The following is a 21,016-nucleotide window of genomic DNA, read 5'->3' as shown; positions in this document are numbered from 1 at the left end:
TTGAAAAGATGTTGGATGGCCGGCCATCCTTGTTTTATAAAACAAATGTGCCCGATGAAGGAGCGATTTATCGTTTATTCGATTATTCATCTTACGCAAAATCGAGCGCCGCAATGAACCGGTGAAGGATCGGTGTGAATGCCATCGCATCTCGGAACAAGTATTCAACCGGCGGCGTGATAATTGGGCGGCGTGGACATGGCCGTTGCCCGTCGACTCAAGAATTCGGAAACGACGAACGAGCGGCTAAAAGGCTTGATGGCCGATCGGGCGCTCGCCCATCGATGACCTGAAGTTCATCAGCAAAAATGCGCGCCTGACCGGCCGGCGAAGTGCTGATGGTCTTGATTTCGCGAATCTGCTCGGGAATCCGGAGCCGATCCGCGAAACCAACGTTTCGTAAGATTGAGGAGCGCAGGCATGGGTGCGTCTGATTCCGACGGCGGCCTATACGAAGGAATTTCGCTGCGAGGCCGTGAAGCGGGCGTTGACCGAACCGCACACGCGTATCGGGGGCGGGCCGGCGCGGTCGAGCTCCGTCAAGACACCGGCAAACCGGGGACGAGCGGCCCGATCGCGGGTCGCGACATTGCGCGCTGGCCTATCGATCGGCCTGCCGAACCGTGCGCGCCACCCGGCCGTCCGGCCGCGACACGTCCGCGCTTCGCCCCGACGCACGCCGGCCGCCGATTTGCGCGCTGATTTGCTCGCCGCGTCACTCCCGCGACCGGCGCGCCGGCCCCGCGAGCCCTTCGCCCGCGCCCGCCGGCAGCGCGGCGAACATCGGCACCGACGCCAGCACGACGAGCGCGATCGCAACGAACGCGCACGCGAAATCCGTCTGGCTCGCGCGGCCGCGCCCGCCCGCCAGCATCGCCAGATGCAGCGCGCTCGCCGCAACGGCGACGCCGACCGCGCGCATCAGTTGCTGCGCGGTTCCCTGAAACGACGTCGCGGCGGCGAGCCGCTCGCTCGGCACGTCGGAGAACACGAGCGCGCCCATCGACGCGAAGCTGAGCGAGCGCGACAGCCCGCCCACGAGCAGCAATGCGAAGATGGCCGCATCCGGCCACGCGGCCGACAGCATCGCGCACGCGACCAGCACCGCGGCGAACGATGCGCTGCCCGCGATCAACACCGTGCGCATCGACGCGCGATGCAACGCCGCATGCGTCATCGGCCGCATCACGAGCGAGCCGAGCGCGCTCGCAAGCGTGATGGCGCCGCTTTTCGACGCGCTCGCGCCGAAGCCGACCTGCAGCGTCAACGGCACGAGAAACGGCAGCGCGCCGGCCCCCGCGCGAAACAGGCTGCCCGCGATCGTCGCCGCATGAAAAGTAGGAATCCCGAGCAGCGACAAATCGACGGCCGGATGCTCGACGCGCCGGCAATGGCGGATCGCGAGCCAGCCGAGCACGACGCCCGCGCCGACGCCGAGCGCCGGCACGCCAGCCGGCAGCACGCCGCGGCCGGCCGTTTCGACGCCGAGCATCAGCGCGGCGAGCGCCGCACCGACGAGCAGCATGCCGGCGAGGTCGGGCGGCGCGCGCCGCTCGCCCGCCGACGCGGGGATGAGGCGCGCGGCGAGCGCCGCGCCCGCGACGCCGACCGGAACGTTGATCCAGAACACCGCGCGCCACGACAGCGCATCGGTCAGGAAGCCGCCGAGCGGCGGACCGAGCAGCGGACCGACGAGCGCGGGCATCGTGAGCCAGGTGGTCGCCGCGAGCATCTCGTCGCGCGACACGCCGCGATAGAGGATCAGGCGGCCGACGGGCACCATCAGCGCGCCGCCCGCGCCTTGCAGGACGCGCGCGGCGATCAGCGCCGCGAGCCCGTTCGCCGCCGCGCACATCACCGACGCCGCCGTGAAGATCGCGATGGCCGCGATGAACACGCGCTTCGCGCCGAAGCGGTCCGCGATCCAGCCGCTCACCGGGATGAACACGGTCAGCGCGACGAGATACGACGTGATCGCGCTGCTCAGGAACACGACGTTCACGTCGAGGTCACGCGCCATGCTCGGCAGCGCGGTCGCGACGACCGTGCTGTCGAGGTTCTGCATGAAAAGCGCGCTCGCGACGACGGCCGCGGTCACGCGAAAGTTGCCGGCGCGCGTCAAGGTTCGGCTCGCATGACGGATGGGCGGTGGATCAGGCGGCGCAAGACGGCCGCGGTCACGGCGCGCGCTCGCGCTGCGTCGCCGCCTCGCATGCGGGCGCCGCGGCGGGCGCGCCGTCGCCGATCCAGTCGACCGGGAACGCATGGCGAGCGAGCAGCTCGGCGAGGGCGTCGCGCGAGCCGCGCGCGGCGATCTTCGCGACGAGCCCGCGCCGCGCGTCCTGCACGACGTCGACCTGCTCGAGCTCGATCTGCGCGTCGCGCGCGCACGCGGCGACGACGTCGGCGATTTCGAGCCGCTGCAGCTCCGGCTTGAAGATCTTGCCGACCGCGGTCGTCGGCACCGCATCGAGTATCCGCACGTGTTTCGGCACCGCCGCGCGCTCGGGAATCGCGCCCGCGGCGAACGCGAGCAGCGCGCGCTCGTCGGCGCTCGCGCCCGCTTTCAGCTGGACATAAGCGACGGGCAACTCGCCCGCGTGCGCGTCCGGGCGGCCGACCGCCGCCGCCAGCGCGACGGCCGGATGGGTCGCGAGCGCGTCCTCGATGATGCGCGGATCGATGTTGTGCCCGCCGCGGATGATCAGCTCCTTCTTGCGGCCAACGAGCCAGAAATAGCCGCCCGCGTCGCGGCGGCCGAGGTCGCCCGTGTTCAGCCACCGCTCGCCCGCGATGTCGATCCACAATCCGCGCTCGTGCGCCGGATCGAGATAGCCGCGAAACACGTTCGGCCCCGCGAGCGCGATCAGCCCGACCTCGTCGACGAGCGCGTCGCGCACGTAGTGCCCGGTGTCGTCGACGATCACCGCGCGCATCCGCTGATACGGCAGGCGCAGGCCGATCGAGCCGATGCGCCGCTCGCCGTCGAGCGGATTGAGCGACGCGACGCACGCGCTTTCGGTCAGCCCGTAGCCCTCGACGATCTTCACGCCGGTCGTCCGCTCGAAGCTGCGCGCGAGCTCGGCGGGCATCGGCGCGGCGCCGCACGCCGCGTATTCGAGCGAGCCGATGTCGTGCCGGCCGACGGGCTGCTGCAACAGCGCCGCGAAAAGCGTCGGTACGCCCGAAAACGCGTTGATCCGGTATGCCTCGACGATTTCCCAGAAGCGCGCGATCACGTTCTTGCCGCGATAGCCCTGCGGCGTGCCGAGCACGACGTGATGGCCGCGCAGCCAGGCCATCAGGCCCGTCACGAGCTGGCCGTTCACGTGAAAGAGCGGCAGGCCGCAGAACACCGTGCGCGGCGCCTCGCCGTCGCGCGCCTGCGTTTCGCTCGCCGACCACACGTCGAACACCTCGGAGCCGTGCGTGCGCACCGCGATCTTCGGGCGGCCCGTCGTGCCGCCCGTGCAGAAGTACGACGACGGCTCGTCGGGCGCGATCGTGCGCGGCTTGATCAGCCGGTCGCCGGGCTGCCGCCGCATTTCGGCGTGCAGATTGACGATCCGTATGCGCTTGTCGCGCATGCGCGCCTTCTCGCGGCGCTCGATCCACGCGAGCGCCGCGCGCTTGGGCAGCGACACGTACGGCCGCAGGTCGACCCACACGACGGTCTCGACGGTCGGCATCGCGTCCAGATGCGGCGCGAGCTTCGGCCAGACGTCGACGCCCGGCGTCGGCGCGAGGCAGATCAGCACCTTCGCGCGCGCCGCATCGACGAGCTCGGCGATCTGCGCGCCGTCGAGGAGCGGATTGATCGCCATCGCGATGCCCGCCGCTTCGCCGCCCCAGATCGCGAAATGCGTCTCGGGCAGGTTCGGCAGCACGAACGCGGCGACGTCGCCCGCGCCGATCCCGGCGCTCGCGAGCACGTTCGCGGTCCTGACGATGTCGGCGTGCAGCTCGGCGAAGGTCCACGTGTGCGAACGGGCGTGCCGGTCGGCGTCGAGGAAGAAGGTTAGGGCGGGCGCATCGGGCGTCTTCGCCGCGCGCTCGTCGAAAATCTGCAGCGTGCTTGCGGGCAGCGCACGCGCGTGAAGCGGCACGCGCTCGATCTGCTCGATGTCGTGGATGTCGCGAACCGCCATGCGTGAACTCCTGTTGGACTGCGAAAGTCGTGTAAAGGATGCGAACCGCGACCGGAAGGCGCGCTCGCACGGCGGCGGTTCGTTCGGGCGGCGCCGGGACGCGATGGCGCAATTGCGACGAGAGTGTAACGTGCCGCGCGCCGGATCGCCGGCCATCGCCATCCGACCCTCCATTGCGTCGCAGCAGCGGCGGCGCGGAAGGCGGCGGGGGGCGCGGCGGTCCGCGGCGCGCATCCGGATTCGTCCGAATAGAGCTCGGGCGGCTACGCCCGCGTATTCATAGACGGATTCAATTTGCGTCGACGCTTTTGGCGTCATTCAATAGGCGTCCCGCTCCAGCCGTTTTTGTCCGTTTACCTCCCTGCGGAGTGCAAACATGGTCCAGAACCGCATCGACGAGATCGTTCAGGCGATCGCTTCCGAAACCCGCACGCCCGCCGAGGCGGTGTCCCGGCTCTATGAAGAAACGCTGGCCGAATACAGCGAAGGCGCGCGGATACGCGATTATCTGGCCGTTCTCGTCGCGAAGCGGGTGAGGGAGACATTGCGCAATCGGGCGCATTGATCTCGCGCGTCGCGCCTCATTCGTGCGCGGCGGCTTTCAATCGGCGGCGAAAGCCCGTGGCGCCGCGGCCGAGGCGGCCCGGGAATGCCTCAGGCGTCGCGCAGCGAAGGCGCAAAGGCGCCGCCCGTGGATGCGGCGCTTGCCTTTGCGGCACGCCGCCGCATCGCCCAAATTCGGGAAGCCGCCCGGCCGCGCGTTCGTTTGAAACGGGTTCCGGATTCCGCAGTCCTTCACATTGATCAGCCGTCGCGGCACCGCGCTCGGCAGTGAGCGCGCGCGTGGCTTTTCGGTCGAATCTCGCCTCCGTGCGCGGATCGGCCCGCGCGGCTGATCCGCGGCGCATCGTTGCCATTCACGGCCAAGACGCGATCGCCCTCCATTCCGCCCAAAGTGACCGATGCGCTTCGCACTGCGACGCTTCTTCCGCCGGAAATCGATCGGTGATGCGAATCATCGATCGATGCCGGCCTGACCGCCCGCGACGCGCTGCCCGACAAAGCTTCGCGATTAGTTGACGAATCGCTGACACTTCGGCCGTCGAAACGATTGCCTCGGCCCGTAAACCCTTACGCAAACGATTTGCATACCGAAAAATGCCTCAAGCATTCGTCGGCGCAGCCGTTAGAAGACGGCAATGCATCGCACGGCGCGACGCATGTTCCGATGTTGGATGAATCGAGGTGATACATGAATTTTCAGAAATTGACCGTGAGCGCGAAACTGACGATTGCGTTCGGCATGCTGGTCGGGCTCGTGCTGCTCGTGTCCGCGCTCGCGCTGCACGCGCTCGGCGACGCGAATGATCGCTTCGCGAACTATGTGAGCGGCATCAGCGCGCGCGCGGAAGCAGTCGAGCAGGTGCGCACGGCGGTGGACCGGCGCGCGATCGCCGCTCGCAATCTCGTGCTCGTGACGAAGCCGGCCGACGTCGAGCTCGAAAAGGCCGCCGTGATGCAAGCCGAGGATGACGTGCAGGCGAACCTGCGCCGGCTGAAGGAGCTGATCGCGAACGCGTCGGATTCGACCGACAAGGCGCGCAGCCTCGTCACCGACATCGACCGCATCGAGGCGCAATACGGGCCGGTCGCGCTCGCGATCGTCAACGCCGCGCTGAACAATCGGCATGACGAAGCGATCACGATGATGAACGATCAGTGCCGGCCGCTGCTCGCTCAGCTCGTCAAGGCGACGAACGCGTACAGCGACTACACGCGCGGCCGCGCGCAGGAAATGGTGCGCGAATCGTCCGAGCACTATGCGAACCAGCGCCTGCTGCTGATCGGCCTCTGCGCGGCCGCGCTCGGCGCGGCGGTGATCGCGGCGATCCTCATCGCGCGCGGGCTGATGCGCTCGCTCGGCGCCGAGCCCGCGGCGCTCGGCGACGTCACGCGGCGCGTCGCGAACGGCGATCTGAGCCCGGTAGCGGGCGCGCATTCGGCGCCGTCGGGCAGCGTGCTCGCGTCGATGGGCGACATGCAGGCGAGCCTCGTGCGGCTGATCGGGCAGGTGAGGACCGCGGCGGACGGCATCGCGACCGGATCGAGCCAGATCGCGACGGGCAACCAGGATCTGTCGTCGCGCACCGAGCACCAGGCTTCGTCGCTGCAGGAAACGGCGTCGAGCATGGAAGAGCTGACGTCGACCGTCCGGCAGAACGCTGAAAACGCGCAGCAGGCGAGCTCGCTCGCGGCGAATGCGTCGGAAATCGCGCAAAAGGGCAGTGCGGTGGTCGGGCAGGTCGTCGACACGATGACCGACATCAGCCAGAGTTCCGAGAAGGTCGCGGAAATCACCGGGATCATCGAGGGCATCGCGTTCCAGACCAACATCCTCGCGCTGAACGCGGCCGTCGAGGCGGCGCGCGCGGGCGAGCAGGGGCGCGGCTTCGCGGTGGTCGCAAGCGAAGTGCGCAGCCTCGCGCAGCGCTCGTCGAGCGCGGCGAAGGAAATCAAGGACCTGATCAGCGCATCGGTGCAGAAGATCCACGACGGCTCGACGCTCGCGGGCGAAGCGGGCAAGACGATGACCGAAGTCACGCAGGCGGTTGGGCGCGTGACCGACATCATGGGCGAGATCGCGGCGGCGTCCGGCGAGCAGAGCCGCGGCATCGAGCAGGTCAATCAGGCGATCGCGCAGATGGACGAAGTCACGCAGCAGAACGCCGCGCTCGTCGAAGAGGCGGCGGCCGCGTCGAAGTCGCTCGAAGAGCAGGGGCGCCAGCTGACGCAGGCTGTCGCGTTCTTCCGAGCGAACACGGACGGCGCGGCGCAGCACACGCAACATGCGCACCACGCGCAGCACGCGGCGCAAACGCCCGCCAAGCCGAAGGCGAAGGCGAAGCGCAGCGAGGCGGCGCCGCGTGCGGCCCACGCCGCGCCGACGTTCAGCAAGCCCGCGCCGGCTCTCGCCGCCGCGACCGCAACCGACGACTGGCAGACGTTCTGACCGCGACGCGCATCCGATGCGCCTGGAGGACAACGCAATGAATGCAATTCTGGAAGCGCCGCAAGCGGCGCGCGCCGGCGGGCAGGACGCGGCGCGCGACGCGCAGGAGTTCGTCACGTTTCGGCTCGGCGCCGAGGAATACGGGATCGACATCCTGCGCGTGCAGGAAATCCGGTCGTACGAGGAGCCGACGCGCATCGCGAACGCGCCGGCGTTCATCAAGGGCGTGATCAACCTGCGCGGCGTGATCGTGCCGATCATCGACCTGCGCCTGAAGTTCGCGCTCGAATCGGCCGAGTACAACACGTCGACGGTGGTCATCGTGCTGAACGTCGCGGCGCGCACGGTGGGCGTCGTCGTCGACGCCGTGAGCGACGTGCTCCAGCTCGCGGCGGCCGACCGGCGGCCGGCGCCCGAGTTCGGCGCGGCGATCAATACCGGGTTCATCACGGACCTCGGGTCGATCGCGGGCGAAGACGGCGACCGAATGCTGATTCTGCTCGACATCGAGCGGCTGATCACGGCGGCCGACATCGGGCTCGTCTCCTGAGCGGATGTCGCCGCCGGGCCGGCTTCGGCGCGCGGCGATCGCGCCGACGCTGCCGGCACCGCCCGTCGCGCCCGGCCGGCTCGTGCGGGCGAGCGTCACCGCGCGCGACTCGGCGCTCGTCGACATGACGCGTCACCTTGCGCTCGTTCGTCCGGCCGAGAATGTCGCCGGGGCGGGCGCGAAGCCGAGCGCCGGCATCGCGGTCGACCGGACGAGCGGCGCGACGAGCCTGCAATTCCGCGGAATGAAGACTGAAGACCGCTTCGCCCGCGCGCGCCGCGAGCCCGCCCGTCGCCCGCAAGCACCTGAATCGACAGCGTCGCGCTGCCCGGCGTGAACGTGACGAGCGGTACGCCGCACGCCGCGAGCGCGGCGGCGTCCCGGTAACGGGCAACCGGCATCGAGACCGGTCGCTTCGATGCCGCGTTCGATGCGGCGGTAATGGGTGATTCGGTGCATGCGCGCGCCGCAGGCAGGCCGTTCGTCCGCCTGCGGCGCGACGATGCCTGCGGGTTGCGGGCGCGGAGGAACGCCCGGGTCCGCTCGACTGCAAGGCGACCGGGCAAGCAGGTGACTCGATGTGCGTGGAGCGATGCGACTTCGGCGCGGGCGCCAGAAGAATCCGCGCGAAGCAGGGCGGTGCCGCCACGCGAAGCAAGTGCGATCGAGCATGATGGTGCGCTGCCATGGCGATCGGAATGCGAGCGGCATGACGGCACGCGCTCGACCGCGCCCCCTTGTGCGTGCCGCATGCGCGCAGCCGGCGCGACGAAGGCGTACGGCGTCAGCGCGGCGAGACGGCACGGAGATCCCGGCCGAAACCGGACGAATCCCGCGAGAATCCCGATCCGCCGAACAAGCGGCGCGATCCGATTGCGCCTGATTTTGCAGAGGACCTTTCCTGTTCCGCCCGTTAATCGGCGGGCGCGCCGTCTTCGATAATTGCGCTCCGTCCGTCGATCGGCGCAAGGGCGCGCATCGCCAATCGCGTCGAACAACATAACAAATAATATGCATGACCAACTATATAAAACCGCACGCGAGGCGACTTCAACCGGTATGCATGAGCCGCTTTCCTGCGGTCGCTGGCCGTGCGGCATTGCCGCCACCGTCGTCGCGGCTTGTTTCGCCGGTTTCGGCACGGGTTCGGCCCAGGCACAGAGCAGCGTGACGCTGTACGGCTTGATCGATACGTCGATTACCTACGCGAGCAATCAGCGCACCAATGCCGCGGGTTCGCGGGGAAGCGGCAATTGGGCCGTGACGAGCGGCGCGCTGAATGCGTCTCGCTGGGGGCTGCGCGGCGCCGAAGACCTCGGCGGCGGACTGTCAGCCGTGTTCGCGCTCGAGAACGGGTTCTCGTCGGCGTACGGCGCGTTGTCGCAAAAAGGCGTCGACATGTTCGGCCGCCAGGCTTGGATCGGCGTGAAATCGAAAGCGGGCGGGGCGCTCACGCTCGGCCGCCAGTACGATCTCGTCCTGGATTTCGCGACGCCGCTCGGCGCTTCCGGCCCCGGCTGGGGCGGCAATCTCGCGGTTCATCCGTACGACAACGACGACTCGAACCGCAACATCCGCATCAACCACTCGATCAAGTACACGAGCCCGACGTATCGCGGATTGACCTTCGGCATGATGTACGGCTTCTCGAACACGGCCGGCCGGTTCGGCAACAACGCGGCATGGAGCGCGGGGCTCTCCTATGCGAACGGCCCGTTGAAGCTCGGCGCGGGATATCTGAAAATCAACCGGGACCCGAACGCGGCCAATGCAAACGGCGCGGTGAGCACGACGGACGGCTCGGCGACGATCACGGGCGGCAGCCAGCAGATCTGGGCCGTCGCCGGGCGATATGCATTCGGTTTGCACTCGATCGGCGCGGCGTGGTCCCATTCGGCGACCGACGACGTGGCGGGCGTTCTTCAAGGCGGCGGCATCGCCAGGCTCAGCGGCGATTCGCTGGTGTTCGACAATTTCACGATCGACGGACGCTACTTGGTCACGAGCCGTTTCAGTGTCGCGGCCGCGTACACCTATACGATGGGTCGCTTCGATACGCACTCGGGCGAAACCCGTCCGAAGTGGAATCAGGTGGTGGCGCAAGCCGATTACGCATTCTCGAAGCGCACGGACGCGTACATCGAGGGCGTCTATCAGCGCGTGAGCGGCGGCAACGGCAATCCGGCATTCAATGCGTCGGTCTGGACGCTGACGCCGTCCGCGAACGGCAATCAGGTCGTCGTCGCGCTGGGATTGCGGCATCGGTTCTAGCCGGAGCGCGTCGCGTCGCCGCGGGACGGTCGCGATCATCGGCGGCGCGGACTGCGACGTGCCCGCGCCGAACGCAGCGAACGCGACGACAATCCTCGGCCATGGCGCTCGCGATGCGAGAAGCGCCGCGCAAACGGGCACCACGGCAACCGCGTCGGCAAGACCGCTCGTCATCGGAAACCACGAACGACAAGATCAAAGCCCTCGCCGCGCGACACAAGTGGATCGACGGCAAGAAAACATTGGCCCACGCCCCGCTGCGCTGCGGATCGCGGCGGCGTTCCGACGCACTCGCAAGCGTCTAGCGGACCTGTGGCGACTCAACGCGGTTGGACGCAGGCCCGGTGGACTGCCTGATCACCAGTTCGGCGGGCAATACGATGCGTGGCGCCACCGATTCCGGGCTGTCGATTTGTGCCACTAGCGTATTGACGGCGGCGCGCGCCATTTGCGGAAAGGGTTGTCGTATCGTCGTCAGCGACGGATGCACCTGCGACGCCATCGGTATGTCGTCGAATCCGATGACCGAAATGTCGCCGGGAACTCGCTTGCCCGCCTCTCGGACTGCAGCGATCACACCAAAGGCGCTCAAGTCGTTCGCCGCGAATATCGCGGTCGGAGGGTCGGGCAAAGCGAGCAATTGCGACGCAACGTCGAATGCCTTCATCTGCGAGAGACCGCCCTGAACGAGAAGTGCCGGGTCGTTTGGCATATTGAATCGCGCAATCGCATCCAGATAGCCTCGTCGTCGGTCGCGCACGCCTTCGATCGATTCGTCGCCCGACACGAAGGCAATGCGCTTGTGCCCGAGTTCGACCAGATGTTCGACGGCCCGTAGCGCACCGCCATAGTTGTCGACGGAAACGGAGGGAAACCCGGCTAGCGTGCCGCGCTGGTCAATCACGACGACGGGCACGCGCGCCGCGGCCAGCGCGTCGAAGTAGACTGATTCCCTCGGCAGGATGGCGATCACGCCGTCGGTGAATTGCTTCATCAGCCCGAGGACGCCGTGGTGCGAATGTCGGTCTTCGTCGAACACGGTGTACACGAGGATTTCGTAGCCGCCGGCTCGCGCGGCTCTGCCGACGCCGACAATCAGTTCTCCGACGAATTGATTGTCGAGCATCGGCGTCACGATCCCAATGATGCCGTTACGCCCGCCGGAGAGTTTCTGCGCGCTGCGATTCATGACATATCCAATGTCCGCAGCAATCCTCAGCACTTCCTCGCGCGTCTCCTGAGATACGCCGGGGCGATCGTTGAGCGCCCTCGAGGCAGTCATCTGCGACACGCCGGCGATTCTTGCAACATGGGCGAGAGTAGGAATTTGCTTAGTCATTGCATGGGCTTCGCAAAGAGCGGTTGGTGCTCCTCGGCTGCCGCTCGGCATGTCCTGCGCGTGCGGATGCATGCGCTGCTGCGAATCCGAGGCTCCGTTCGTACGGTATCGATAACGTCACGCTTACCGGCCGCATTCTATCAGGGCCGGTGACAACGCGCGAAGCTGCTCCGAGCCGTGCCCGCGTGCGACGATGCGCTCCCGCTTGAATCGGCCGGAAGGCCTGCGCTCCTTTGCAAAATAAGAGGGGTGGCGCACTGACCACGTCGTAACGATGGGTGCTCGCGCGAAGCGTCGCGGTTTTGCGTGGACTCGTCAAACCCTTCGCTGGCTTGCATCGCACAAATAATGGGTATACCCGAATAGCGGTCCGGATGGCGCAACCCTAACATCAATTAACGTTATCGATAACGTTCCATGTGATTAGATGAAACGATGCGGAGACATGCATGCCCGTAGTCAAACGTCTGAAGTCTGCACACATCCTGGGTACCGCCGCGCTGCTGTTCGCCGGTTCGATGCTCTACGCGGAAGGCGCCCACGCGCAGGCGAACAAGGTCATCGTCGCGTGGGATCACCAGACCGAAGGTAATGCGCCGAAGAATGCTCGCGCGGCCGCGGATCGTTTCGAAAAGCAGACTCCCGGTTACAAAGTCGAGGATTCGCACATTCTCAACGACGCATACAAGGCAAAGCTGAAGGTGGCATTCGGCGCGGAGCAGCCGCCCTGCGTGTTCGATACCTGGGGAGGCGGTCCGCTGCGGGAGTATGTAAAGGCGGGGCAGGTCGTCGACCTCACGCCTTTTTTGCAGAAGGACCCGGCCTTTCGCGACAGGTTCTTGCCTACATCGTGGCAAGCCGTCACATTCAACGGCAAGATTTATGGCATCCCTTCCGAGAACACTGCGGTCGCGGTGATTTTCTACAACAAGGATCTGTTCCGGCAATACAACCTCGCGCCGCCAACGACGTGGGACGAATTAATGAAGGTCGTGAAGGTATTCACTTCGCACGGAATCGCACCGTTTGCGTTGGCAAACAAGAGCAAGTGGACCGGATCGATGTACTACATGTATCTGGTCGACCGCCTGGGTGGCCCCGATGTTTTCCGTCGCGCGGCGCAAAGAGCCGCGGGCGGCAGCTTCGCCGCCCCGGTGTTCATCGAGGCCGGCAAGTACCTGCAGCAACTCGTCAAGGCCGGTGCGTTCGCGCAGGGTTATAACGGACTCGACTACGACACCGGCGTGTCGCGGCGGCTGTTGTATTCCGGCCGGGCTGCAATGGAACTGATGGGCGGCTGGGAGGCATCCACGATTCAGAAAGAGAATCCGGCGTTCTACAGGAAACTCGATTTCTTCCCGTTTCCGAGCATGCCGGGTGGCAAGGGGGACCCTCGTGACGTAGTCGGGACCGTCGGCGACAGCTTCCTGAGCATCTCGGCGCAATGCCCTGAGCGAGATGGCGCCTTCAGGCTAATCAGAACGATGACGGACGATGCCTCGGTGCAGGCCAAACTGGCCGACGCGCGCATTCCTCCTGTCAAGAATCTCGCGCTCTCCGATCCCTTCCTGAAACGAATGCAGACGCTGATCGCGCAGGCGCCCAACGTCCAGCTCTGGTACGACCAGGAATTGTCGCCGAGCCTTGGGGAACGGCATAAGGACATTTCACAGGCGCTATTTGGATTGTCCGTGACGCCCGAGGCCGCCGCGGCCCAAATGGAAGATGCCGCCAAGGCGGAAGCCGGCCGATAGGCAGGCAGTCGAACGAACGAGAAACAGGAGACAGCTTTGGATGCGACATTTGCCGTCGAGCCGATGAGGCGGCCCCGGACATCATCGCAGTGGTTGGCCACGGTGTGTCTGCTCGCGCCATCAATGATGTTGCTGGCAGTGTTCCTGCTTTATCCGCTCGTCTCCAGTTTCGAACTTTCGTTGTTCGACTGGAATGGGCTCGGCAGCGACACGCATTACGTGGCATTGGCCAATTGGATGCGACTCGCACATGATTCGGTCTTCTGGAAGGCGCTGTACAACAATCTGCTGCTCGCATTGTTTTCCGTGCTCATTCAATTGCCGATCGCGCTTGCGCTCGCGGTCCTGCTGGATATGGCGGGGAAGGGGTCGAGAATTCTCAAGATCCTGTATTTCCTGCCGCTGCTGATGTCCAGCGTCGCAATCGGCGTGCTGTTCAAGAACGTCTATGACCCGAACTTCGGCCCGTTGAACGCGGCGTTCCACGGATTGGGATGGGACTCGCTCGCTCAGGACTGGCTGGGGGACACGCGCTTTTCGTTGGCCTCCACGATCGCCGTGATTTGTTGGCAGAACGTTCCGTTCTACATGATCCTGTTTCTCGCCGGCCTGTCTTCCTTTTCGCCTGAGCTGAGCGAGGCTGCGCGGCTGGACGGCGCTTCCGAGTCGACAATCTTCTGGCGTATCAAATTGCCGCATCTGCAAGGCACGATCCGGACCGCGATGCTCCTGTCCGTGCTGGGCTCCTTGCGTTACTTCGACCTGATATTCGTCATGACGGGCGGCGGGCCGGAAAGCTCATCCGAGCTGATGGCAACCTATATGTACCGGACGGTATTCAGTTCATTCCAGCTCGGTTACGGCAGCACAATCGCTTCCGCGATGTTCGTGATCGTGGCGCTGGTTGCCGCGATCGCATTGCGCACGACGCGACGCTATTCACACGAGGTCTAATCGTGCTCAATCACTCACGCAAGGGCCGTTCGATGATTTTCCTGCTCGCGCTCATATGGTTGGCCGTCACCACCTCGCCGTTCATATTCGTGATGCTCACGAGTCTCAAGTCGCAAGAGGAAACCTATTCGACGTCGGTGTGGGCGCTGCCCGCGCGGTTCGACTTATCGAACTACACGGAGGTGCTTCACGGCGCTTTCCTGATCTACCTTCGCAATAGTGTCTTCGTGGTCGGCGTGTCCGTGATCTTCATCGCCCTGTTCAGTTCGATGGCCGCGTACGTATTCGCCAGGATCAAGTTTCGCTTCAACCGGCCGCTCTTCGGCGTTGTCGTCGCGGCGATGATCGTACCACTTCACGCCACCCTGGTGCCCATCTACCTGCTGATCAGGAACATCGGCCTGTACGACACGTCGCTGGCGCTGGTGGGACCCTACGTGGCGCTCAGCCTGCCCATCTCCATATTCATTTTGACCGAGTTCATGAAGCAGATACCGCATGAGCTGGAGGAGGCCGCGCAGCTCGACGGCTGCGGGCGGTTCACGATCTTCTGGCGAATCTATTTCCCGCTGTCGACACCAGGCCTAGCCACGGTTGCAATCTACAACGCCGTTGCGTTGTGGAATGAATTCATCTTTGCCTATGTGCTGACATCGACGCCGGACCATCGAACGCTCCCGCTCGCCGTGTGGGATTTTCAGGGGCAGTATTCGTCGAATGTCCCGGCAATGCTTTCCGTCGTCACGCTCACATCTCTTCCGTTGATCGCGGCGTATGCCTTCGGACAGGAGCGGATCATCAAAGGGATGATGGCGGGCTCCGTGAAAGGGTAGCAACGACAGCAGGCATGACCCGAACGACCGCCCCCGTCCCGGGTGCGGGATCGCATCCTGACTTCAAGTTGAGTGGATCATGGCAAGCATCAGTCTCGCAAGCATTCATAAAGCGTACGGCAACAATCCCCCCGTCATTCGCGACATCAACCTCGAGGTTGGCACGAACGAATTCTGCGTGTTTCTCGGGCCGTCCGGATGCGGAAAATCGACTCTGCTGCGGATGATCGCGGGCCTCGAAACGATCACCGGCGGCGAGATGCGGATCGACGGGAAGTTGGTCAACGCAGTGCATCCGTCCCAGCGGCGCGTTGCCATGGTTTTTCAAAACTATGCGCTCTATCCGCACATGAGCGTCTACGAGAACATGGCCTTTGGCCTGCGGCAAGCCAAGCTGAATTCGGCCGCGATCGACAGGAAGGTCCGCGAGGCCGCAGCGTCGCTGCAACTCGATAAGCTGCTGGAGCGCAAGCCGGCGGCACTGTCCGGCGGGCAGCGGCAGCGTGTCGCCATCGGGCGGGCCATCGTTCGGGAGCCGGGAGTGTTTCTCTTCGACGAGCCGTTGTCGAACCTCGACGCCGCGCTGCGCGTCCAGACGCGCATCGAAATCGCACGCCTTCATAAAGCTTTTAACCAGGCGAGCGCCGTCTACGTCACGCACGATCAGACCGAGGCTATGGCGCTGGCGGACAAGATCGTGCTGTTGCGTGCGGGTGCGGACGTGGAGCGCCACGGCAGCATTGCGCAGATCGGCTCGCCGCTGGATTTGTACCATCGGCCGGGAAGCCGGTTCGTCGCGGAGTTCATCGGCTCGCCGAGGATGAATATCGTGCGAGGCCGGATTGCCGCTGTCGATGCGGGCGGCGTGACGGTTTGCCTGCTCGGCGGCGAAGTATTGCGTGCATCCGTGAGCGGAGCCAACGCGCACGTCGGAATGGAGGTGACCTTGGGCATGCGTCCCGAGCATCTCGTCATTACGGACGGCGACACCCGCAGTCAAATCATCCGCGCAAGGACGCGTCGGGTCGAGCGCTTCGGCGAATGCACGTATCTGCACGCAAGTATTGGCCAGAACGGCGACGCTAATGTGATCGCGAAGCTCAGCGGCGACGTCGATCTGGCGGGTGGGCAACCGATCACATTGACGGCTTCTCCCCATTTCTGTCATGTCTTTGATGACGAGGGCCTCGCATTGCGGCGCCTCGACGTCGGGCGCGCGCGCGATTACCCGCTGCGATCGGCATGATCTCGCCCATTTCCGCCACTCGCCAACCCATCGATACAACTGAAACGATCATGTCCCACACAATCTATCCCAGCCTTGCGGGGAAGGCCGTCGTCGTCACCGGAGGGGGAAGCGGCATCGGCGCCGCGATGGTGGAGGCGTTCGTGAGGCAACGCGCGCGAGTGTTCTTTCTGGACATCGCACAAGAGGAGTCCAGCGCACTCGAGGCTACGCACCGCCGGGCCGAATGCCCGCCGACGTTCGTCTCGTGCGATCTGCGGGACGTCGGCGCCATCGGGCGCGCGTTCGAACGGGTCGTAGCGGGCGCCGGTCCCGTCGACGTGTTGATCAATAATGCGGCAAACGATAATCGGAACACCGTCGAATCCGTTACAAGCAGCGACTGGGACCAACGGCTCGCCGTCAACCTCAAGCATCATTTTTTTTGCTCGCAGGCCGTGACGAATGGCATGCGTGAAGCCGGCGGCGGATCGATCGTCAATCTCGGATCGATCTCGTGGCATCTCGCGTTGAAAGACCTGTCCATCTACATGACCGCCAAGGCCGGCATCGAAGGCCTGACTCGCGGGCTTGCCCGCGATCTCGGACCATATGGCATCCGGGTCAACTGCATTGTGCCGGGAGCGGTGCGTACCCCTCGACAGATGAAGCTCTGGCAATCTCCGGAAAGCGAAGCGAAGATCATCGAAGGGCAATGTCTGCCGCTGCGGATAGAGCCGGAGCACGTGGCCAACATGGCATTGTTCCTCGCCTCCAGCGATTCCGCCCGTTGCTCGGGGCGGGCATATTTCGTGGATGCGGGTTGGTACGGCGCATGAAGACAACCGCACCGATCTGCATTTGGGATGTCGCCGCGGAGCTCGGCGAAGGTCCGATCTGGAGCGACGCCGAGCGCTCGGTTTACTTCGTCGATATCAAGAGCCAGCGGGTGCATCGCCTGAATGTCGACAGCCGGCAGGCGAGTTCGTGGGCGGCGCCCGCGCAACCGGGGTTTCTCGCTCCGCTGGCCGACGGCGGGCTGGCGTCGGGCCTCGAGGACGGCATCTATCGATTCGACACGATCACCGGGGCATTCCTCAAGATCATCGACGTCGAATCGAACATCCCGGGGAACCGGCTGAACGACGGTTATGTCGATCGGCGGGGGCGGCTGTGGTTTGGTTCAATGGATGACAGCGAGCGACAGGCGCGAGGCACGTTGTACCGCGTCCAGCCCAATGGCAGGCCAATTGCCTGCGATACAGGCTACGTCATCACCAACGGCCCAGCCGTCAGCCCCGACGGCCGCGTGATGTATCACGCCGATACGCTGAATCGCGTCATCTATGCGTTTGACGTCGATGAGGAGGGAATGCTCGCGCGCAAGCGCCGATTCGTCTCCATATCGGGAGGCGGATATCCGGACGGCATGGCAGTGGACGCGAACGGATTCGTATGGGTCGCCCTCTTCGGCGGGGCCCGAATCGAACGATTTTCGCCGGATGGCGCGCTGACCGACCAGATACATTTCCCTTGCGACAACGTCACCAAGCTGGTTTTCGGCGGAGACGATTTACGAACGGTGTATGTGACGACCGCCCGGAAAGGATTGTCGAACACCGCTTTACAACGGCAGCCGCATGCGGGCGGGCTCTTCGAGTTTCGAGCGGACGTGCCTGGCCAGCCGCAGGCATTTTGCACGGAGGGATTCTGCAATGAGTGAGAAGAGCCGCGCCCGGGGAAGCTTCCGTTCGCAGGACTGGTTTGCCAACGCGGATCGCATCGACATGACGGCGTTGTATCTCGAGCGATTCATGAATTACGGCATGACGCCGGCTGAATTGCGCTCGGGCAAACCGATCATCGGCATCGCGCAGTCGGGCAGTGACATCAGTCCCTGCAACCGCATTCACCTTGAACTTGCCAGGCGGGTTCGCGACGGCATTCGAGATGCCGGCGGGATACCGCTCGAGTTTCCCGTCCATCCGGTATTCGAAAACTGCCGCCGCCCGACGGCTGCGCTCGATCGAAATTTGGCCTACCTCGGATTGGTGGAGATTTTGCATGGATACCCCATTGACGCCGTTGTGCTGACCACCGGTTGCGACAAGACCACGCCGTCGCAGATCATGGCGGCCAGCACCGTGGACATCCCCGCCATCGTGCTGTCCGGCGGCCCGATGCTCGACGGCTGGTATGGCGGCGAACCGGCCGGCTCGGGGGCGAGCATCTGGAAGGGCCGCAGGCGATTGGCCGCAGGTGAGATCGATCGTGAGGAATTTCTACGGATCGCCACGGCTTCCGCACCGTCCGCGGGGCATTGCAACACGATGGGGACCGCGCTCACGATGAATTCTCTGGCTGAAGCGCTCGGGTTGTCGCTGACCGGCAGCGCGACCATCCCGGCGCCTTATCGCGAGCGCGCACAGGTCGCATACGAAACCGGACGTCGTATCGTCGCATTGGCGTACGACGATCAACGGCCATCGACGATTCTGACTCGCGACGCCTTTCTGGACGCGATCGCAGTGAACGCCGCGATCGGCGGATCGACGAATGCCCAACCCCACATCATGGCGATGGCGCGCCATGCGGGCGTCACATTGTCGCCGGACGACTGGAAGGCCTACGGTTACGATGTGCCGCTCCTCGCGAACGTGCAGCCCGCGGGCAAATATTTGGGGGAGCGCTTCCATCGCGCGGGCGGCGTTCCGGCCGTGATGTGGGAGATGATGCAAGCCGGCCGGCTGAGAGTGGATCGTCCTACTGTCACAGGACGCACCATGCGCGAGAACCTCACACGACGGGAGAGCGTCGACCGGGAGGCGATCGCGCGGTTCACCGCTCCGCTGATGGAGCGCGCGGGTTTCCTGGTGCTCCGCGGCAACCTGTTCGATTTCGCCATCATGAAGACGAGCGTCATTTCCGACGAGTTCAGGCAACGCTATTTGGCGACGCCGGGAAGCGAGAACGTGTTCGAGTGCCGCGCCGTGGTATTCGAAGATTCGGACGACTATCACGCTCGAATCAACGACCCGGCACTGGGCATCGACGAGCGAACCATTCTCGTGATTCGCGGCGCCGGGCCGGTGGGCTGGCCCGGTTCGGCGGAGGTCGTGAATATGCAGCCTCCCGACGCGCTCATCCGGCACGGCGTGACCAGTTTGCCGACGCTCGGCGACGGGCGTCAGTCCGGCACATCCGATAGTCCTTCGATCCTCAATGCATCGCCGGAAAGCGCGGCGGGTGGAGGCCTCTCGCTGCTGCGAACCGGCGATGTCGTTCGCATCGACCTGAATGCCGGAACGTGCGACATGCTGGTGTCCGAATCGGAGCGCCAGCGTCGCCGCACGGAGGAAGGCGCGCCGCCGGTGAGGCCGAATCAGACGCCGTGGCAGGAGATCTATCGCTCGACTGTCGGCCAATTGGAGCACGGCGCATGCATGGAGTTGGCCGTCAAGTATCGCGGCGTTGCTCACACGCCTGCTCGGCACAATCACTGAACATCGCCATGAGTTGACTGAACTCCTCCGCTGTCTTGCCGGCGGCGCCTGATCGCCATATCGGGCGATGCGCCAGGAACCGCTGAGCCAGCAAAGTCACCGGTCCGATTCCTGCCCGGAAGAACCGAGCAGCGGGAAGTGCGACTTCATGAAGGCATCACGCCAATATATTTTGTATAACTAAATGATGTGTTTGCGTAATGAATCGGGCGCCTGGCAAATGGTGTTGCATCCATAAAAGGCCCGAATAAGGTAGATGGAGGGTTTGGAGCATGATGAGGAAGGCGTGTTTGATAGCCGGTTTTGCCGTGGGTGCAGCACCGGCGTATGCCGAAAGCGGCCTCACGTTGTACGGTCGCATTGATACGGGAATCGAATACATGAACGCGGTCACGAATCCGCACGGCGGTCAAAGTTCGCGCTTCCGTGCCGAGAGTGGAGACTGGGGGACCAGCCTGTGGGGATTGACCGGCAAGGAAGATATTGGCGCGAACACCGACATTGTCTTCAAACTCGAAAATAGCTTCAACGCCACGAATGGACAATTCAGCGCTCCGAACTCGATATGGACGCGGTGGGCGGCGATCGGTTTAGATAACCCGCGTTACGGGAGATTGCAGGTAGGCCGCCAGTTATTCATTTCATATGGAACGTGGGACTTCGACCCGTTCATCATGTCATCGTGGTCGTCGGCTTCGTTGGTGCGCGGAAGGAGCTGGCCGATTTCGAGCAACAACATCTCGTATCAGTCGCCCGCGTTTCATGGGTTTGATTTCGCGGCCCAGTACGCACTATCGAACGCGACGAACTGGAATGGAAACGGCACGACGGCTCAGGGGCGGCAAGGCGGTTTTCAGATCACCTATACCGCGCCGCTCTTCCAGATCCGGGGCACATATGACGAGGTGAGAAATCCCGCGAACGGCGCGCTCGACGATGTCTTTCAGTATTCCAAAGAGTATTTCGTGGGCGCCAACGTGTTTCTGGCTCCGTTCAAGCTGCAGGCGGTGTGGCTGTCGTCGCACGCCGGCCAGGTCGCGCCGGGCGCTCCGTCGGTGACCAACCAGATATGGGGTGGCGTGTCATGCCAGGTTGACGCGCAGGCGTCGTTGATCGCGGCGATCTACCACGTGAATGCGAATCACGGCAACGGTAACGCAACGATGTACACGCTGGGCGGCACATACAACCTGTCGAAGCGGACATTGCTTGATTTTCAGATGGCCACGGTCAGAAACAGCAAGACGGGAACGTTCGGCTTGGAAGCGAATCTGCCGGGCAGTTCGACGAGCCCGTTACCGGGGCAGGCGCAAACCGGTGTTTATGCCGGTATTCAGCACACGTTCTAAATATCGTTTGGCGAGCGCGATGCCGGTAGGACGTCGTTCCTCCGGATGTGCGGAAACGGCTTTGGTGCGACGCGATGGGC

At 64.5% G+C, this 21,016-nt stretch carries 15 protein-coding genes; 12 read left to right on the top strand and 3 right to left on the bottom strand.

Annotation, left to right across the window (positions count from 1 at the left end):
* Positions 1-715: 715 nt before the first annotated feature.
* Both X946_RS00415 and X946_RS00410 read right to left on the bottom strand, forming a co-directional pair.
* On the bottom strand, positions 716-2,122 hold the full coding sequence (locus X946_RS00415) for an MFS transporter (protein ID WP_038742981.1): 1,407 nt from the start codon (positions 2,120-2,122) through the stop codon (positions 716-718).
* A gap of 55 nt (positions 2,123-2,177) precedes the next feature.
* The gene (locus X946_RS00410) at positions 2,178-4,148 is read right to left on the bottom strand and encodes an acyl-CoA synthetase (RefSeq protein ID WP_038742978.1); all 1,971 of its coding nucleotides are present in this window, start codon (positions 4,146-4,148) and stop codon (positions 2,178-2,180) included.
* A gap of 376 nt (positions 4,149-4,524) precedes the next feature.
* Here X946_RS00410 and X946_RS00405 point away from each other — a divergent pair, with 376 nt between their 5' ends.
* The 4 genes from X946_RS00405 to X946_RS00385 all read left to right on the top strand — a co-directional run bounded on the left by X946_RS00405 (position 4,525) and on the right by X946_RS00385 (position 9,979).
* A complete protein-coding gene (locus tag X946_RS00405; protein ID WP_038742975.1) occupies positions 4,525-4,713 on the top strand; it encodes a DUF3562 domain-containing protein in 189 nt (62 codons plus the stop codon).
* 687 nt (positions 4,714-5,400) lie between these two features.
* Positions 5,401-7,158 (top strand): methyl-accepting chemotaxis protein, encoded by a 1,758-nt coding sequence (locus X946_RS00400; RefSeq protein WP_038742973.1) that lies wholly within the window; start codon positions 5,401-5,403, stop codon positions 7,156-7,158.
* Positions 7,159-7,195: 37 nt separating this feature from the next.
* A complete protein-coding gene (locus tag X946_RS00395) occupies positions 7,196-7,708 on the top strand; it encodes a chemotaxis protein CheW (RefSeq protein WP_038743311.1) in 513 nt (170 codons plus the stop codon).
* A 1,059-nt stretch (positions 7,709-8,767) separates the two neighbouring features.
* Complete coding sequence (locus X946_RS00385) at positions 8,768-9,979, top strand: porin (protein WP_052144960.1); 1,212 nt, start codon at positions 8,768-8,770, stop codon at positions 9,977-9,979.
* A gap of 301 nt (positions 9,980-10,280) precedes the next feature.
* Here X946_RS00385 and X946_RS00380 read toward each other — a convergent pair whose 3' ends face one another.
* The gene (locus X946_RS00380; RefSeq protein ID WP_038742969.1) at positions 10,281-11,318 is read right to left on the bottom strand and encodes a LacI family DNA-binding transcriptional regulator; all 1,038 of its coding nucleotides are present in this window, start codon (positions 11,316-11,318) and stop codon (positions 10,281-10,283) included.
* Between the two features lie 449 nt (positions 11,319-11,767).
* On the opposite strand from X946_RS00380, the gene X946_RS00375 reads away from it, so the two are divergent.
* The 8 genes from X946_RS00375 (at position 11,768) to X946_RS00340 (ending at position 20,936) form a co-directional block, all read left to right on the top strand.
* A complete protein-coding gene (locus X946_RS00375; protein ID WP_038742967.1) occupies positions 11,768-13,072 on the top strand; it encodes an extracellular solute-binding protein in 1,305 nt (434 codons plus the stop codon).
* Positions 13,073-13,108: 36 nt separating this feature from the next.
* Positions 13,109-14,026, top strand: coding sequence for a carbohydrate ABC transporter permease (locus X946_RS00370; protein WP_226383119.1), 918 nt, complete (start codon positions 13,109-13,111; stop codon positions 14,024-14,026).
* A gap of 2 nt (positions 14,027-14,028) precedes the next feature.
* On the top strand, positions 14,029-14,859 hold the full coding sequence (locus tag X946_RS00365; RefSeq protein WP_235363969.1) for a carbohydrate ABC transporter permease: 831 nt from the start codon (positions 14,029-14,031) through the stop codon (positions 14,857-14,859).
* Between the two features lie 79 nt (positions 14,860-14,938).
* Entirely contained in the window at positions 14,939-16,105 is a 1,167-nt protein-coding gene (locus X946_RS00360; RefSeq protein ID WP_052144959.1) for an ABC transporter ATP-binding protein, read from the top strand.
* Between the two features lie 50 nt (positions 16,106-16,155).
* On the top strand, positions 16,156-16,923 hold the full coding sequence (locus X946_RS00355) for an SDR family NAD(P)-dependent oxidoreductase (RefSeq protein WP_038742961.1): 768 nt from the start codon (positions 16,156-16,158) through the stop codon (positions 16,921-16,923).
* Entirely contained in the window at positions 16,920-17,807 is an 888-nt protein-coding gene (locus X946_RS00350; protein WP_038742959.1) for an SMP-30/gluconolactonase/LRE family protein, read from the top strand. The genes X946_RS00355 and X946_RS00350 overlap by 4 nt, the downstream gene beginning before the upstream one ends.
* Complete coding sequence (locus X946_RS00345) at positions 17,800-19,587, top strand: IlvD/Edd family dehydratase (RefSeq protein ID WP_038742957.1); 1,788 nt, start codon at positions 17,800-17,802, stop codon at positions 19,585-19,587. Before X946_RS00350 ends, X946_RS00345 begins: the two co-directional genes overlap by 8 nt.
* Before the next feature lie 275 nt (positions 19,588-19,862).
* Positions 19,863-20,936 carry a porin gene (locus X946_RS00340; protein ID WP_038743306.1) on the top strand — a complete coding sequence of 358 codons (1,074 nt, stop codon included), beginning with the start codon at positions 19,863-19,865 and terminating at the stop codon, positions 20,934-20,936.
* Positions 20,937-21,016: the final 80 nt, after the last annotated feature.

Origin of the sequence: Burkholderia sp. ABCPW 111, assembly GCF_000773065.1 — a bacterium.
Taxonomy (GTDB): Bacteria; Pseudomonadota; Gammaproteobacteria; order Burkholderiales; family Burkholderiaceae; genus Burkholderia; species Burkholderia savannae.
This window is presented reverse-complemented; position numbering and strand designations above follow the sequence as displayed.